At 54.6% G+C, this 17,299-nt stretch carries 15 protein-coding genes; 12 read left to right on the top strand and 3 right to left on the bottom strand.

Annotated elements, in window-relative coordinates:
* Window positions 1-213 precede the first annotated feature (213 nt).
* From tpx to rplS, 3 genes are all read right to left on the bottom strand, one after another.
* Window positions 214-717 carry a thiol peroxidase gene (gene tpx / locus QGT73_RS14505; RefSeq protein ID WP_123616520.1) on the bottom strand — a complete coding sequence of 168 codons (504 nt, stop codon included), beginning with the start codon at window positions 715-717 and terminating at the stop codon, window positions 214-216.
* A gap of 49 nt (window positions 718-766) precedes the next feature.
* Entirely contained in the window at window positions 767-1,954 is a 1,188-nt protein-coding gene (locus tag QGT73_RS14510; protein ID WP_280122876.1) for a hypothetical protein, read from the bottom strand.
* Window positions 1,955-2,138: 184 nt separating this feature from the next.
* Complete coding sequence (gene rplS, locus QGT73_RS14515; RefSeq protein WP_123616522.1) at window positions 2,139-2,498, bottom strand: 50S ribosomal protein L19; 360 nt, start codon at window positions 2,496-2,498, stop codon at window positions 2,139-2,141.
* A 331-nt stretch (window positions 2,499-2,829) separates the two neighbouring features.
* Here rplS and rimP point away from each other — a divergent pair, with 331 nt between their 5' ends.
* The 12 genes from rimP (at window position 2,830) to QGT73_RS14575 (ending at window position 17,080) form a co-directional block, all read left to right on the top strand.
* Window positions 2,830-3,303, top strand: coding sequence for a ribosome assembly cofactor RimP (rimP, locus tag QGT73_RS14520; protein WP_280122877.1), 474 nt, complete (start codon window positions 2,830-2,832; stop codon window positions 3,301-3,303).
* A gap of 57 nt (window positions 3,304-3,360) precedes the next feature.
* Window positions 3,361-4,671: a transcription termination factor NusA gene (gene nusA / locus QGT73_RS14525; RefSeq protein WP_280122878.1), complete on the top strand. Its 1,311-nt coding sequence runs from the start codon at window positions 3,361-3,363 to the stop codon at window positions 4,669-4,671.
* Window positions 4,672-4,764: 93 nt separating this feature from the next.
* On the top strand, window positions 4,765-7,761 hold the full coding sequence (infB, locus tag QGT73_RS14530) for a translation initiation factor IF-2 (RefSeq protein WP_280122879.1): 2,997 nt from the start codon (window positions 4,765-4,767) through the stop codon (window positions 7,759-7,761).
* 107 nt (window positions 7,762-7,868) lie between these two features.
* Window positions 7,869-8,159, top strand: coding sequence for an FtsB family cell division protein (locus QGT73_RS14535; RefSeq protein WP_280122880.1), 291 nt, complete (start codon window positions 7,869-7,871; stop codon window positions 8,157-8,159).
* 118 nt (window positions 8,160-8,277) lie between these two features.
* Window positions 8,278-8,694: a hypothetical protein gene (locus QGT73_RS14540; RefSeq protein ID WP_280122881.1), complete on the top strand. Its 417-nt coding sequence runs from the start codon at window positions 8,278-8,280 to the stop codon at window positions 8,692-8,694.
* A 70-nt stretch (window positions 8,695-8,764) separates the two neighbouring features.
* On the top strand, window positions 8,765-9,505 hold the full coding sequence (locus QGT73_RS14545) for a type III pantothenate kinase (protein WP_280122882.1): 741 nt from the start codon (window positions 8,765-8,767) through the stop codon (window positions 9,503-9,505).
* The gene (bamG, locus tag QGT73_RS14550; protein WP_280122883.1) at window positions 9,492-10,742 is read left to right on the top strand and encodes a BamG family beta-barrel-assembly machinery protein; all 1,251 of its coding nucleotides are present in this window, start codon (window positions 9,492-9,494) and stop codon (window positions 10,740-10,742) included. Before QGT73_RS14545 ends, bamG begins: the two co-directional genes overlap by 14 nt.
* The gene (lptC, locus tag QGT73_RS14555; RefSeq protein WP_280122884.1) at window positions 10,742-11,380 is read left to right on the top strand and encodes an LPS export ABC transporter periplasmic protein LptC; all 639 of its coding nucleotides are present in this window, start codon (window positions 10,742-10,744) and stop codon (window positions 11,378-11,380) included. The genes bamG and lptC overlap by 1 nt, the downstream gene beginning before the upstream one ends.
* Before the next feature lie 63 nt (window positions 11,381-11,443).
* Entirely contained in the window at window positions 11,444-12,718 is a 1,275-nt protein-coding gene (locus QGT73_RS14560) for a hemolysin family protein (protein WP_280122885.1), read from the top strand.
* 254 nt (window positions 12,719-12,972) lie between these two features.
* Complete coding sequence (locus tag QGT73_RS14565; protein ID WP_280122886.1) at window positions 12,973-14,316, top strand: inositol-3-phosphate synthase; 1,344 nt, start codon at window positions 12,973-12,975, stop codon at window positions 14,314-14,316.
* 143 nt (window positions 14,317-14,459) lie between these two features.
* Window positions 14,460-15,254 (top strand): glycosyltransferase family 2 protein, encoded by a 795-nt coding sequence (locus QGT73_RS14570; protein WP_280122887.1) that lies wholly within the window; start codon window positions 14,460-14,462, stop codon window positions 15,252-15,254.
* A gap of 371 nt (window positions 15,255-15,625) precedes the next feature.
* Complete coding sequence (locus QGT73_RS14575; RefSeq protein ID WP_280122888.1) at window positions 15,626-17,080, top strand: OmpP1/FadL family transporter; 1,455 nt, start codon at window positions 15,626-15,628, stop codon at window positions 17,078-17,080.
* Window positions 17,081-17,299: the final 219 nt, after the last annotated feature.

Consider the following 17,299-nt stretch of genomic DNA (forward strand, 5'->3'; position numbering starts at 1 on the left):
CCGCTTCGATACCACCGTCTCCAGTTGGAAAGGTTGGAATTTCCTCGCTTTTATCGTTATTTTCCTTAAAAAATTTCACAAATCAAATTAGTTTAAACAACTTCAGTTTATGCATAGCTCCGTCTCACGACCATAGCAAGGCCGGGCTCGAACATGCAAAAAAATTAGAGTTTATGTACAACAGACCTATACATAAACTCTAAACTCTTAACTTTAAACTTTCAATACACTGAGAGCGGCATCGTAGGCAGGCTCGTCGGTGATTTCATGAACGAGGTCGCGGAAGATGACACGGCGGTTTTCGTCAAGAATGAGCACACAACGGGCCAGAAGTCCGGCCAAGGGTCCGTCAACGAGCTGAAGCCCATATTTCTGTCCGAAAATCGGCGAACGGAATGCCGAGCCGAAGAGCACATTCTTAATGCCCTCGATTGTGCAGAAACGCCCCATGGCAAAGGGAAGGTCCATAGAGACACATATCACCACTACGTCATCGAGCTTGGCCGCCTCCTCGTTGAAGCGTCTTACCGAGCGGGCGCAGACTTCGGTGTCGAGGCTGGGAAATACGTTGAGCACTACACGCTTGCCGGCAAAGTCGGAGCAAAGTATCTGTGAGAGGTCGGGACCGGCAAGATGAAAGCATGGCGCGGTCTCGCCCACACCAGGCACGGTGCCGCAGGTGTGGCAGGGCTGGCCTTTGAAGAGAATGGTTTCCATATTATTGAGAGTTATTGATTTGGTAGTTTTCAAGAAAAGCAGAGCCCGCTCACAGGAGGGCTATTGACTGTAAAACAACTGTAGAGAGGTCGGAGTTGTAGCCGAGCAACACATTTTTCACCATCCCCGAAGGCGCGGCGAGAATAACCACCGGGAGCGACGAGGCCCCGCAGTCGCGGGCAAGCGAGCGGGCATTGAGCAGAAGATGTTCGCCGGGACGCGTCTGCCCAACAAGCTCCTCGGCACGGTCGGCATTGGTGCCGGTCACAGCCCAGATAATATCGGCAGGGATTGTCGATGAGTCTATGGCCGCACGCAGGTCGCGCACTATATCAGACGAAAACGACGTATCGGGGTCAAGCAGAGCCACTACCGTAGGTGCGCGGAAAGCCTGGCCCCGCTGATGGGCATAACGTTCGCCCGTGGCGGTGGGGAGAGTAAAGGTGGGAAGCGGCGTATCGCGGAGATTCTCGATGCGGAAATTGCTCTCGCGATATTTCTCAAAGTGCTCGGGATAGAGGGCGAGCAGGCTCTCTTCACTCATAGGGGTATCGGCGTCCGGAGCAGGGGCATAGTTCACGGTGATGGTCTGCTCGGTGATCGACGCAGGATTGCTCTCGATGTCAATACGCAGAGGCAGATGCGTATCGCGGTCAAACCAATAGGAAGCCTGACGCACACGCTCGCCGCGCACATCCATCACAGCCTCGAGACACATGGCCGGACGTCCGTCAAGCGTGGTCTCCTTAGGCTCGGAGAGTGTATAGAGCGTATCGGCAGCCATAGCCCGGAGATCGCGTGCTATGTAGGCCGGAAGGAGCTCGACAAACTGTGTGGCCTCCTGCACTCCGGGCTGTCGGCGCGAAGCTGTGGCCGGCATGAACGGCGCAGGGTCCCAGGATGTGTGATATTCACGCAGCCGATGGTCACGATAGCGATAGAGGTTGCCGGTAAAGTAGGAAGTCCACCCCTCGGTCGGCCCTGACGGTGTGTCGAGCTGCCAGCCTATGAGATAAGCACAGGGCGACAGCGTGTCGGCGGGAGTCGGCACAGAGGAGAGATTAAGCCGATACACCACATCATCGTCACGGCTGGGAAGTGTGACACTGTAAGTAACTGACGCGTTATAGGCGGGGGCCGCTGACAAGCCCTCTATAATGTCAGCAATCCCCCGGGCCGAAAGGCTCAGGGGACTTAACGCTGCTAACACCATTAACAATCTTGCTATCCCTTTCATAAACAATAGTTGGTACGTTCATTATATACAACGGAGCGAGGCGGACAATGGTTCACGGTTTTGCTAAAAAACTCAGCAAAATTTCAAACGGCTCCTGACAAATCAAAAAGGACAAAAGAGACACAAGCCACACAGGGCTCATGTATCCTTTGTCCTTTTGAGACTTTTGTAATCCCGCAGGGGATTAGTCCTTCTTCACTATGCGACGCTCCTTGATACGGGCCTTCTTGCCTGTGAGGCTGCGCAGATAGTAGAGCTTGGCGCGACGCACCTTGCCATACTTGTTGATAGTGATCGAGTCGATGAAGGGAGACTCGAGGGGGAAGATACGCTCTACACCGATGTTGTCGGAGATTTTGCGTACTGTGAAGCGTTTCTTGTCACCTTCGCCCGAGATGCGGATAACCACACCGCGATACTGCTGGATACGCTCCTTGTTGCCTTCCTTGATGCGGTAAGCTACTGTGATAGTGTCGCCCGGCTGGAAGTCGGGGTGCTGCTTGCCGGTGGCAAATGCCTCGTTGACAACCTTAATTAAGTCCATTTTTCTATACGTATATTAAAAATGTTAACAATGCCGCAATGTAGCGGGCAGCATGTCCCGTCCAGAGATTGCGGATTTACAGGCTGCAAAGGTACATAAATTAATTTAAAATGGAAAATTTAAAGTGTAAAATTATTGATGTTGTGCACATTATGCGATACCGATAGCCACATATGACACGACAGCAGAGTGAAATAATGTTAAAAATACCAAAAACTTTTATCTAAATATCCCTATTTCGAGGCTTTTACACATATTATTAGTAACTTTGCAAACGCTAAGTCACGGAGGAGGCCACCCAGCTTCCTCCTCCTTTTTTATGTTTCCCATTATGATTGACAAGGAGAAAATCGCGGCACTCGTAGAGCAGGCCATAGAAAATACAGACGCATATGTGGTGGAGCTGACAGTGTCGGCCGACAATGACATCGTGGTAGAGCTTGACTCGGCCACCGGCGTCGACCTTGACTTCTGCACCGAAGTGAGCCGCAAGCTCAACGACGCGCTCGACCGCGACGTAGAGGACTATTCGCTCGAAGTGGGCACAGCATCGCTGTCGGCCCCGTTTAAGGTGAAGCAGCAATATGACAAGCATATAGGCGACGAAGTGGATGTCCTGACCCGCGACGGCCGCAAGCTCAAGGGCACACTCACGGCAGTGAGCGAGGACGGCTCGACTTTTACAGTCGAAATCACCCGCAAGGTCAAGGAGCCGGGAGCCAAACGCCCCGTGATGGTTACCGAGCCCGAGACTCTGGCCGTAGCCGACTGCAAGCAGGTGACATATCACTTCGACTTCAAATAACCAAACGATTATCAAGAAACAATATAAAAACAAATATACCTTAATATATAATATATTATGGCCAGAAAAGAGGAAGCTCCCAACATGGTGGAGCGGTTTGCCGAATTTAAAGAACTCAAGAATATCGACAAGACCACTATGATCAGTGTGCTTGAGGAGTCGTTCAGAAACGTGCTCGCCAAGATGTTTGGCACCGACGAGAACCTCGATGTCATCATGAACCCCGACAAGGGCGACGTGCAGATATTCCAGAACCTCGAGGTAGTGCCCGACGGCGAGGTCACCAACCCCAACCTCCAGATATCACTGTCGGACGCACGCGCTGACGAAGACCCCGACGTGGAGATCGGCGAGGAGCACACCAAAGAGATATTCTTTGCCGACTTTGGCCGCCGCGCCATCCTCAATCTGCGCCAGACCCTCCAGTCAAAGATTCTCGACCTCCAGAAAGAAGCCATCTATGCCAAATTCAAGGAAATGGAAGGCGAACTGGTGTCGGGCGAGGTATATCAGACCTGGAGCCGCGAGACCCTCCTCATGGACGACGAGAAAAACGAGTTGCTTCTGCCCAAGCACGAATCAATCCCCGGCGACTTCTTCCGCAAGGGCGAGACCGTGCTGGCCGTAATCTCCAACGTCGACAACAAGAACAACAATCCCAAGATTACCGTATCGCGCACAAGCGACGTGTTCCTGCGCCGCCTCTTCGAGCGTGAAGTCCCCGAGATACTCGACGGCCTCATCAGCATCAAGGCAGTGGCCCGCATCCCCGGCGAACGCGCCAAGATAGCCGTAGAGAGCTTTGACGACCGCATCGACCCCGTGGGCGCATGCGTGGGCGTAAAAGGCTCGCGCATACACGGTATCGTCCGCGAGCTCCACAACGAGAACATCGACGTAATCAACTATACAGCCAACCCCTCGCTCTTCATACAGCGCGCGCTCAGCCCCGCCAAAGTATCGTCGATACACCTTGACGAAGAGGCCAAGAAAGCCGAAGTGTTCCTGCGCCCCGAAGAGGTGTCACTCGCCATCGGCAAGGGTGGCATGAACATCAAGCTCGCCTCGATGCTCACAGGCTACACCATCGACGTTTACCGCGACACCCCCGAGCAGGTGGACGAAGACATCTACCTCGACGAGTTCAAGGACGAAATCGACGGCTGGGTCATCGACGCCCTCAAGAACATGGGTTGTGTAACTGCCAAAAACGTACTCAACACTCCGCGCCAGATGCTCATCGACCAGGCCGACCTCGAGGAAGACACCGTCGACAATGTCATCGCCGTGCTCAAGGCTGAGTTTGAGGACGAACCCGAGACTGAGACAGAGCCCGAATCTGAATCAGAGGGACAGGAGGCTTTATAAAGTTTAAAGTTTAGAGTTTAGAGTTTAAACTTTAGACCACACTCCGCCCCATCACATCAACGATTAAAACAATAGCTTCGTTAACAACATTATATGCCGAGAATAAAAATAAGTCAAGCCGCCAAGGAATTTAACGTCTCCATCCCCACCGTGGTGGAGCAATTACAGAAAAAAGGCATCTCCATCGATGCCAACCCTAACACACGTATCGACGAAGCCGCTTACGACATACTTGTGGAGGCCTTCCAGCCCGACCGCAAAGTGCGCGAGCTCATCGAAAAGAAGCGTCACGACAAGGAGGCCGAGAAGTCTTCCCCTGCCTCGCAGGATGAGGTAAAGATAGCCGCCCCCAGTCCCGGCATAGAATTTAAGGTGCTCGGCAAGATTGACCTTGACGCCAACAACAATGCCGTCAAGGAAAAGGCTCCTGCCCGCGAGGCAGCCGCTCCGGCCCCCGCGCCCGCAGCCAAGGCCGAGACTCCCAAAGAGGAGAAGAAGCCCGAAGCTCCCGCGCCCGTAAAGGCTGAAGCTCCCAAGGAGGAGAAGAAGCCCGAAGCTCCCGCGCCCGTAAAGGCCGAAGCCCCCAAAGAGGAAAAGAAGCCCGAAGCTCCCGCGCCCGTAAAGGCCGAAACTCCCAAGGAGGAGAAGAAGCCCGAGGCTCCCGCGCCCGTAAAGGCCGAGACTCCCAAAGAAGAGAAGAAGCCCGAAGCTCCCGCGCCCGTAAAGGCCGAAGCTCCCAAAGAAGAGAAGAAACCCGAAGCCCAGGCTGAGCCTGCAACGGCATCGGCAGAACCCGAAGTGTTCCGCTACAGCCCCGAGCCCCAGTTGACCGGCCCCAAAGTGCTCGGTCACATCGACCTCACATCGCTCAACCAGTCGACCCGCCCCAAAAAGAAAACCAAAGAGGAGCGTCGCAACAGCCGCAACGGTCAGGCCGGCGCGCAGGGCGCACAGGGTGGTCAGGGCGCACAAGGCTCCAACAACAACCGCAAGAAGCGTCAGCGCATCGGCGGCAAAGAGAAAATCGACATCGAAAAGGCCGGCAAGCAGAATCCCGAAGGCGGCAACCGCAGCGGACAAGGCGGCGGTGGCAACCATCAGGGCGGACAGGGCGGCAACAACCGCGGCGGCAATGACCGCGGACGCGGCAAAGACCGCAACAAGCGTCCCGTACACGCCGAAGTCAACGAGGAGGACGTACAGAAGCAGGTGCGCGAGACTCTTGCCCGCCTCACCTCCAAAGACAAGGGCCAGAAGAAGGGCGCGAAGTGGCGTAAAGAGAAGCGCGAAGCCTTTGCCAACCGCGCCAACGAGGCGGCAGCCGAGGCAGCAGCCGAAAGCCGCGTGCTCCAGATAACCGAATTTGTGACAGCCAATGACCTTGCGGTGATGATGGACGTGCCCATCAACAACGTTATCGCTACCTGCATGAACATCGGCGTGATGGTATCGATCAATCAGCGTCTTGACGCCGAGACCATCAACATCGTGGCCGAAGAGTTTGGCTTCACCACCGAATATGTATCGGCCGAAGTGTCGGACGCCATACAGCAGGAGGAGGACAGCGAGGAAGACCTCACCACCCGTCCGCCGATCGTGACCGTCATGGGCCACGTGGACCATGGCAAGACCTCGCTGCTCGACTATATCCGCAACGCCAACGTAATCGCCGGCGAGGCCGGAGGCATCACCCAGCACATCGGAGCATATAACGTAAAACTCTCCGACGGACGCCACATCACATTCCTCGACACCCCGGGCCACGAAGCCTTCACCGCCATGCGTGCCCGCGGAGCCAAGGTAACCGACCTCTGTATCATCATCGTGGCAGCCGACGACAACGTCATGCCGCAGACCATCGAGGCCATCAACCACGCCTCGGCAGCCGGCGTGCCCATCGTGTTTGCCATCAACAAGATTGACAAGCCCACAGCCAACCCCGACAAAATCAAGGAGGAGCTGGCCCAGATGAACTATCTCGTCGAAGAGTGGGGCGGAAAATATCAGAGCCAGGACATATCGGCCAAAAAAGGCATCGGTGTAGACGAACTCATGGAGAAAGTGCTCCTCGAGGCCGAGATGCTCGACCTCAAGGCCAACCCCGACCGTCGCGCCGTAGGCTCAATCATCGAGTCGTCGCTCGACAAGGGCCGCGGCTATGTAGCCACCGTGCTCGTGCAGAACGGCACACTCCGTGTGGGCGACGTGATACTCGCCGGCACACACTTCGGCAGGGTGAAGGCCATGTTCAACGAACGTAACCAGCGCATCAAGGAGGCCGGACCGGCCGAACCGGCTCTCATACTCGGTCTGGACGGCGCACCCACCGCAGGCGACACCTTCAACGTGATGGAGACAGAGCAGGAAGCACGCGAGATAGCCGGAAAGCGTCTGCAACTGCAGCGCGAACTCGGACTCCGCACCGCCAAGCGCACCACTCTCGAGGAAATCGGACGTCGCCGCGCCATCGGCAACTTCCACGAGCTTAACATCATCGTCAAGGGTGACGTGGACGGCTCTATCGAAGCCCTCTCCGACTCGCTCATCAAGCTCTCGACCGAGGAAATCAAGGTCAATGTGCTCCACAAGGCCGTGGGAGCCATCTCGGAGAGCGACGTCACACTGGCCGCCGCATCCGACGCCATCATCATCGGCTTCCAGGTGCGTCCCTCGCAGGCCGCACGCCGTGCAGCCGAGCACGACGGCGTGGAGATACGTCTCTACTCAGTCATCTACCAGGCCATCGAAGAGGTCAAGGACGCAATGTCGGGCATGCTTGCTCCCGAAATCAAGGAGGAAGTCACCGGTACAGCCGAAGTGCTCCAGACATTCCACATCTCCAAAGTGGGCACCATCGCCGGAGCCATCGTGCGCGAGGGCAAAATCAAGCGTGGAAGCAAGGTGCGCCTCATCCGCGACGGCATCGTGCGTTACACCGGCGAACTCGGTTCGCTCAAGCGCATGAAGGACGACGTCAAAGAAGTTACCTCGGGCTATGACTGCGGTCTCTCTATAGCAGGCTACAACGACATCCAGGAAGGCGACATCATCGAAGGCTTCGAAGAAGTCGAGGTAAAGAAGAGCCTCTGAGAAAAAGAGTGAATAATTGAATGTTGGATTTTGGATGCCGTCACATCGACATTCAGGATTCAACATTCAACTTTAAAAAACATCTTAACGGAACAGACATTCTGACGATGAGCGAATTTATGAACTGGTGCCGGCGTTACCTCTCTTTCACGCTGCTCGCCGCGCTGATAGTATTGTCGGTCGTATTGTTTTTCAATGAGAACTCCCTCATAAGCACTATCGACCAAGAGCAGCGCATCGACGAGCTGAAAGCCCAGATCGAGGACGCCACCGACACACTGACCTATTATCGCGAACTCAACCGCTCGCTCAACAATGACCGCGAGACGATGGAGCGCATCGTGCGTGAGCAACACCACATGCAGCACCCCGACGAGGACGTGTATATATTTGAATGACAATATAACCCCCTGCACGAAGGTTAATCTCCCCCCTACCCGAAGGAACAAACACCCCGCAGGCTAACCTTATAACCTCATAACCTTATAACCTTTGGCCGCAAGCCAAGTAAAAACAATGGCAAATAACAGAATAGCCACCATTCTTGCGATGCTGGGACTGCTGCTGATAATGGCCGCGGTAGCCCTGCCCGTGCTCCACGTAGCCCGCACGGCAGTCACATGGACATACGCCACGGGAGCACTGCTGCTCATCATAGGGCGATTCATGCAAAAGACACCCGCCGGAGCCTCGCTCAAGCTGCGCCGTCTGCTGCGGATGGAGATATGGACCGCACTGGTGTTTGTAGCCGGAGCCGTATTTCTCTTTCTTCCCGTCAAGCCGGGAGCCGGAGAGGGCAACGACTGGATAGCGTTCACACTGGCCGGTGGAGTGCTCACACTCTACACATCCATCATGATACCGCGCCAGAAGCTCGAAAACACGACTGAAAACGATGTGAAATCCAAAGCTAAAAAGCGTCCCAAAAAGTAAAAAAAGCTGAAAATTACAGTATATTCACAAGTAATTAGTATTTTTGCAGCTCTAAACACCATCAATCGACGTGGCCCATTATCTCACCATCGATCAAGGCAACACCGAGGCCAAGATAGCCCTGTGGAACGACTCGAAGCTCGAGGACTTCCGCATGGAACCGGCACTCACCCCCAATAAGGTGAGCGACTTTGCAGGCGGACGTACCCTGGCAGGCACGATGTATTGCTCCGTAGCCCGCGAGGACGTGGACATACTGCGCCGTCTGTTACACCTGTGCCCCCGGGCCATGCGGCTCACACCCGACACACGTCTGCCCATACGGATCGACTACGCCACCCCCACGACTCTCGGAGCCGACCGCGTGGCCGCCGCCGTAGGAGCTTGGGCCGACTATGCCGGACACCCCATACTGGTGGTCGACGCCGGCACTGCCGTCACCTATGACTATGTGGACGCCGAAGGCACATATCACGGAGGCAACATAGCTCCCGGCATATCGATGGAACTGCGAGCCCTCCACGAGTTCACGGCACGTCTGCCACTGGTGCCGTTTCCCGAAAACATGCACCGGCTGTGCCGCCGGCTCTTCGGTCAAGACACCCGCACAGCCATAGCCCTCGGAGCCGTCTATTCGGTGGTGTCGTCAATCAACTATTACCGCAACCATCTGCCCGAAAACACCATAGTAGTGCTCGGCGGAGGATGCGGCCATCACCTCGCTTCAGTCTGCGACTTTGACACACGGGTGGACGAGCACCTGGTGAGCAAAGGTCTAAACCGTATATTGCTTTACAATGAAACTCTTTAGAAATACCATCATCACCCTCACGTGTGCCCTCGCGGCCGTCACCTGCCTGTCGGCTTCGGCACAGGAAACAAGCCCCTACTCCAAATTCGGCTACGGCCTGATGGGCGACAATGCCACATCGGCACAGCGTCAGATGGGCTCTACCGGCTATGCCATGCACTCGGGCCGTCAGATCAATGTCATGAATCCCGCCTCATATGCATCGGTCGACTCCATGACCTTTCTTTTCGACATGGGCGTGGATGTGTCGCTCTACTGGCGTCAGGACAATTCAGGCAAGCAGCGCGACTGGGGCGGCGGCATCGACTACATAACCATGCTCTTCCCCGTAAGCAAGACCGTAGGCGTGAGTGCCGGACTCGTTCCCTTCTCATCGGTAGGCTACTCGTTCGGCTCCACCCTTGACAACGGCACCACCAGCCACCAGGGCTCGGGCGGCATCAACCAGCTCTATCTCGGAGCGGGATGGATGCCCCTCAAAGGTCTCTCTATAGGTTTTAACGTAAGCTACCTTTTCGGCAACACATACAACACCCTCTATGCCACCCACACCGGCGGCACCGGAGCAGTGTTTGAACAGACGATGGAGATACAGGACTACCGTCTGCGTTTCGGAGCGCAATACACCTGCAACCTTTCGTCCAAAAACTCCGTGACACTCGGTGTATCCTACGAGCCCGGCAAAAGTGTACTCGGCAAGACATACGTGGTGAAATATCTGCAAAGCAACTCCGCCAGCCCCGACACCATCGCTCCGGGCGTAGTGAAGATGCGCGACCTTTTCTCGTATGCCCCCTCCTATGGCGTAGGCCTTGCGTGGGACTGGAACGAGCGCGTGCATGCCGAGGTCGATTTCACCTACCAGCCCTGGAAGAATGCCAAATATGCCCAGATAGAAAACTTCTCGGCCACACGCCTTGACAACCGCTGGAAGATAGGTGTAGGCGCGAGCTATATGCCCGACCCACGCGGCTCATATCTGAAGCGCGTCACCTATCGCGCCGGAGTCTTCTATAACCGCGACTACATCATGGCCGGCGACAACAATGTCAACGATTACGGCATCTCGTGCGGCTTGGGTCTGCCGACATCAAGCAGCCGCACCATCGTCAACATCGGCTTTGACTACCGTCAGCGTCAGTCAAGCCCCGTGGCACTGCTCAAAGAGAAGTATTTCAACATCACCCTGGGCGTCAACTTTAACGGCAACTGGTTCTACCACAACAAACTTCGCTAATGAGCCGACGGACAGTACACATGCGCCTGCTCCCCGCCGCCGCCCTCGTGGCCGCGGCAGCGATGAGCACTACGGTCACCACATCATGCAAAGACGACTCCTCGCTTGACACCGCCGATGTCGACACGTCGGTGGTGATACCGACCATGCTCACTCGCGACGTCGAGACTCTCATATCCGACTCGGGCGTGACACGCTATCGCATCGTCACCCCGATATGGTATGTCTACGACGAAGTGGAAGAGCCTTACTGGCGGTTTCCCGAAGGGCTTAACCTCGACAAGTATGACAACTTTTTCCGCACCGAAGCCACCGTGCGCGCCGACTCGGCCATCTATCTGAAGCGCAAACAGACATGGCAACTCGACGGAAACGTCAGCATATCCAACGTCATGAACGAGAAGTTTCTGACGCAGCAGCTCTTCTGGGACCAACGCACCCACAAACTATATTCCGACTCGTTCATACACATCGAGCGCACCGACCGTGTGCTCGAAGGCTACGGATTCGAGTCAAACGAACAGCTCACTCGTTATACTATCAAGAAGGTGTCGGGCATCTTCCCCGCCTCGGAGTTCAAGAGCAAAGGCCGGCAGACGGAAGAGCAACCCACAGATTCCGTCGAGACAGAGAATTGAAAGCCGAGCATCTGAAAACCAACGATTGCATTAATTGCTAATTACCGATAAAATAAAACGGCAGTGTTCTGGATATTACTCACTATAATCTCACTCATCCTGTCGGCCTTCTTTTCAGGGGTCGAGATAGCATTCATCACCTCCGACCGCGTACGTGTAGGTCTTGACTCAAGCCGCGGCGGTCTCATCAACGGCATCATATCGCGCTATTACGGCCATCAGGAGTTTTTCATCTCCACCATCCTCGTAGGCAACAACATCATGCTCGTAATCTACGGCATGGGAGCGGCCGCACTGCTTGAGCCATGGATAGCCGCGCACATCACCTCCAACCAGGCACTCATACTCCTGCTCCAGACACTCATATCTACGCTTGTCATACTCTTTACGGGCGAGTTTATACCCAAGTCGATATTCCGCATCAACCCTTACAGATCGCTCAAGCTGTCGGCCCTGCCGGTATTCCTGTTTTACATCATCCTCTATCCGGTGGCATGGTTTACTTCATGGCTCTCCAAGCTGCTCATGCGCATGGCCGGACTCAAGGCCGAAGACACCCGGCTGGGCGTGCTCTCCATCTCCGACCTCAACGAGTATCTCGAGACCAAAATCGACGACCTCGACAATCCCGCGGAGACACAGGTGGAGAACGAAGTAAAGATATTTCACAACGCGCTCGACTTCTCGTCGACACAGCTACGCGACTGCATGGCCCCTCGCAACGAACTCGTGGCCGTCGACCTCGATGACTGCACACGCGACGAGCTCTCGGAGCTCTTCACATCGTCGGGACGCAGCAAGATACTCGTCTATCGCGAGGACATCGACAATGTGGTGGGCTATGTCCACGTGTCGGAGCTCTTTGACCCGACAAGCGACTGGAAAGAACATATCAAAGAGGTGCTCTACGCGCCCGAGACCCTTCTGGCCAACACTATGATGCGCCGACTGCTCAGCGAAAAACGCTCCATGGCCGTGGTGGTCGACGAGTTTGGCGGCACAGCCGGTCTCGTAACCCTCGAGGACCTCGTGGAAGAGATATTCGGCGACATACAGGACGAACACGACAAAAACGGCATCACTGCCACTGAAATATCCCCCGGAGTATATGAATTTTCGGGACGTATCGAAGTGCGCACACTCCGCGAGCAATTCCGCCTCGACATACCCGAGGATGACGAATATCAGACTCTTGCCGGCTACATCATGCACGAGACCGGCACCCTGCCCGCCCAGGGAGAATGTGTGGTCATCGACGACATCACGTTCACTATCAAGGAGCGTTCGGCCACTCGTCTTGACCTCGTAAGAGTCGAAACCACGCAAAACAACAATTAACAATTACCCATGTAAAACACGTTAAATTTATATATTTTCACCAAATTCCTTAAATCTTAACAATATTTTACAAAATAAAGGGATTTTTAAAATAAAAAGTTTTCACACTTAGAAAAAATCCCACTACTTTTGCCACGCTAATAGGGCATAGTGTGCACAATCTCTCTCCATTCATCACACACTCACTCCCGCACACCGGCCCTCACATACCACAGAAAACAAATCAATCAATCAACACTACTGAAACAAAAATCATGAGCAACTCTACTGTAAAACCCGCCAACGGCAAACTTGGCGTACTCGTAGTAGGTCTCGGCGCGGTCACCTCAACATTCATGACCGGCGTCCTTATGGCCCGCAAGGGTCTCACCAAGCCCGTGGGTTCAATGACCCAGTATGACAAAATCCGCGTGGGTAAAGGTGCCGACAAGAAATATCTCAAATATGACGAAATCGTGCCCATGGCATCGCTCGACGACATCGTGTTCGGCGCATGGGACGTATATCCCGCCAACGCTTATCAGAGCGCGATCTATGCCGAAGTGCTCCAGGAAAAGGACATCGAGCCTGTAAAGGACGAGCTCGAGCAGATCGTGCCCATGAAGGCCGCTTTTGACCACAACTACGCCAAGCGTCTCAACGGCGACAACGTAATGACCGGCAAGACCCGCTGGGAGATGGTAGAGCAGCTCCGCGAGGACATCCGCAACTTCAAGAAGGAGAAGGGTGTAGAGCGCGTAGTAGTACTCTGGGCCGCTTCGACCGAGGTTTACGTGCCCATCGACATGCAGTATCACGGCACACTCGAGGCTCTCGAGGCTGCCATGAAGGCCGACGACAAGGAGCACATCGCACCCTCTATGTGCTACGCTTACGCCGCCCTCTGCGAAGACGCACCCTTCATCATGGGCGCACCCAACACCACCGTTGACATCCCCGCCATGTGGGAGCTCAGCGAGAAGACCGGCATGCCCATCTCAGGCAAGGACTTCAAGACCGGCCAGACCCTCGTGAAGAGCGGTTTCGCCCCCATCATCGGCACACGTTGTCTCGGTCTCAACGGATGGTTCTCGACCAACATCCTCGGCAACCGCGACGGCCTCGTGCTCGACGAGCCCGCCAACTTCCGCACCAAGGAGGTGAGCAAGCTTTCTACCCTCGAGTCAATCCTCGTAGCCGAGGAGCAGCCCGACCTCTACGGCGCAAACTGCGGCGGTGCTGAGGAGGGTGGCCACGAAGGCTACTACCACAAGGTACGCATCAACTACTATCCCCCGCGCAACGACAGCAAGGAGGGATGGGACAACATCGACATCTTCGGCTGGATGGGCTACCCCATGCAGATCAAGATCAACTTCCTCTGCCGCGACTCTATCCTCGCAGCTCCCCTTTGCCTCGACCTCGTGCTTCTGAGCGACCTCGCTGCCCGCGCCGGCCGTCATGGCATCCAGCGTTTCCTCAGCTTCTTCCTCAAGAGCCCGATGCACGACTACACCAAGGGTGAAGTTCCCGTCAACCACCTCTTCAAGCAGTATGTAATGCTCAAGAACGCCATCCGCGAGATGGGCGGCTATGAGGCTGACGAGGAAATCGACTAATCTCATATAAAGTTGAAAGTTTAGAGTCTAAAGTTTAGAAGTTTAGACCTCTACTTAAAAAAATAAGACAGGAGTACAGGAAATATATCAAAACACCTGCGCTCCTGTCTTAGCTATAAACTCTAAACCACAAACTCCCATCAATGACCACCGCCATAATAATCACGACCTATAACGCCCCGCGCGATCTCCAACTGATATTGCGCAGCGTGGCCGCGCAAAGCCTACGGCCCGACGAAATAATCATTGCCGACGACGGCTCGCGCGACGAGACCCGTCAGATGATCGAATCGTTCCGCCCAACTTTTGGCGAACGTCTGAAACACATATGGCAACCAGACGACGGCTTTCAACTGTCACGCATACGCAACAAAGCCATCGCCGCCGCCACATCCGACTATATAATTATGGTGGACGGAGACGTGATACTCCACCACCACTTCGTGCGCGACCATGCACGCTTTGCCCGTCGAGGCACCTTTGTCGCAGGCATGCGCTCCAAGCTCGCTCCGATTGTCTCGCAAAAGATACGCAACGGCAAGTATAGCGGCCACCTCGCATGGTGGTCCACTCCGATGGAGGGACTGCGCATCTACACCATCCGCGCCCCATGGCTGTCGTCACTGCTGCGCAACCACCACAAAGGCTCGGTGCGCCAGCTCATAGGCTGCAACATGGCCTTCTGGCGCGAGGACGCGCTGAAAGTCAACGGCTATGACGAGTCGTTCACTACGTGGGGCGAAGAGGACCGGGAATTTGCCGCCCGGCTCTACAACATAGGGCTGAAACGACGCAACATGCTCTTTGCCGGCCTCCAGTATCACCTCTATCACAAGACTCGACGCGACGAAGACTCCATCGAGGGCAACGGCAAACGTCTCCGCTACACCATAGCCTCGGGCCGCACCCGCTGTGCCGACGGCATCGTGAAAGAATAACAGGAACGACAACGGCTCAAGAGACATAAGACACGTAAGAGTTAAAAGATTTTAAATTTTAAATGAAAGTTTTAAAATTTGGTCCTGACGGGCCATATGCCTTATTTTCCGCAGTAAGGTCTTCATTTGAGATTTAAGATTACAAGAACTCGTTAATTCTTACGTATCTTATGCCTCTTGAGCCGTTTTATCCATTATATTCCGGCAGCTTTTTCAAGGAAAAACAGACCAACAATTCCGTAATTAAGAAGAGTTTTATTGTTAAAAAACCTTTATATTTTTGGGCTTCTCAGCCTATAGCCCTACCTTTGCCCCGCTTTTCAACAAGCGTCCAAGGCCGTAGAGGCCACGACGTTACAACACACTATCATATGAAAAAAATCATTATCACGGCTGTTGCCGGTCTGCTCTCGGCAGGTGTGGCCATGGCCGAGGGCTATCAGATCAATTCTTTATCGACCAAACAGATAGGCATGGGTCACACAGGCGTAGCTCTCAAGCTCGGAGCGGAGAACATGTATTTCAACCCCGCCGGCATGGCTTATATGGACAAGACTCTCGACCTCACAGGTTCATTCACAGGCATCATGCCTACAGCCACCGCAACAGTCGACGGCAAGGACTATGAGACCGACAACGGCGTGTCGACCCCCATCAGCGTAAACGCTGCATTCTCAATCTATCCCAACCTCAAAGGCGGCATCTCATTCTACACCCCCTACGGGTCATCAATCAACTGGACCGACAACTGGCCCGGCTCGGTGCTGTCGCAGAACGTCTCGCTCAAAGTCTTCACTATCCAGCCCACTCTGGCCTGGGCCATCAATGACAAATTTTCAATCGGAGCCGGACTCATGGTCACATGGGGCAATGTCGACCTGAACAAAGGACTCGTCACACCCTCCACCACCGACAAAGCCATCACCGCGCTCAAAGAACTCGGCCAACTGCCCGAAGCAACCCCGGACTTCGGGTCCACCACCCCCGCGTCAGTCAACCTCAACGGCACATCCGAGATAGCCGTAGGCTTTAATGTCGGCGCAATGTACAATATCAACGAGCAGTGGACCGTAGGAGCCTCTTACCGCTCCCAAATGGGCATGAAGGTCAAAGCCGGCAACGCCCACGTGAAATATGCCAACGCTATCGCCCAAGGCATACTCGGAGAGTCGCTCGACCTCATCAACGAAGCCAACTTCTCAGCCGAGATGCCCTGTCCGTGGGTGCTCTCGCTCGGCGCATCCTACAAGCCTGTCGACCGTCTGACACTTGCACTCGACGCCCGACTCACCGGATGGAAAGCCTACAAGACTCTTGACATAGAGTTTCTCAGCGAACAGCTCACCGGCTACAACCAATACATCACCAAGAACTACAAAAACTCATGGTGCTTCTCGCTCGGTGCAGAATACGCACTCACACCCCGCATGGATCTCCGCCTCGGACTTATGGTGGACACATCGCCCGTCGATGACAACTATTACAATCCCGAGACTCCCGGCATGACCAAGATCGAACCGACCATCGGTTTCTCCTTCCGCCCCATCCCCAGCCTGTCGATTGACCTCGGCTTCATGTATGTCGCAGGCCTCGGCATCAACGGAGCCTCCTGCGAATATGCCGACCTGCTCGGTAAGATGATGCCCGCCAAACTCACTCCGGCCATCACCGGCGCGCTCATACAGAATGGCATTCCTGCCGAAACAGCAGCCGCGATGGCCCAGGCCAAGGTGGCAAGCTATGGCTTCGAACCGACAGGCAAGTTTACAGCCGACTACAAGCTCCACGCTTTCATCCCCTCGATAGGCATCAGCTACAGCTTCTGATTCAGAGCCTGAAAATAAAAGTCAAAAATAATAGTTCCCGAGGCAGCCTCAGGAACTATTATTTTTTATTACTGTCCGCTAAACTTTTTTTGAGCGATTGAAAAATTAGGGCTGATTCTTGCTAAGGCAAGCGACAAAAGTCGATTACCATTTGCAGGAGTCAGCCCTAATTAGTTATTTTTGGTGTCGTCAAACAAACCATGAATAACCATGAGCAAA

Origin of the sequence: Duncaniella muricolitica, from assembly GCF_910574735.1 — a bacterium.
Taxonomy (GTDB): domain Bacteria; phylum Bacteroidota; class Bacteroidia; order Bacteroidales; family Muribaculaceae; genus Duncaniella; species Duncaniella muricolitica.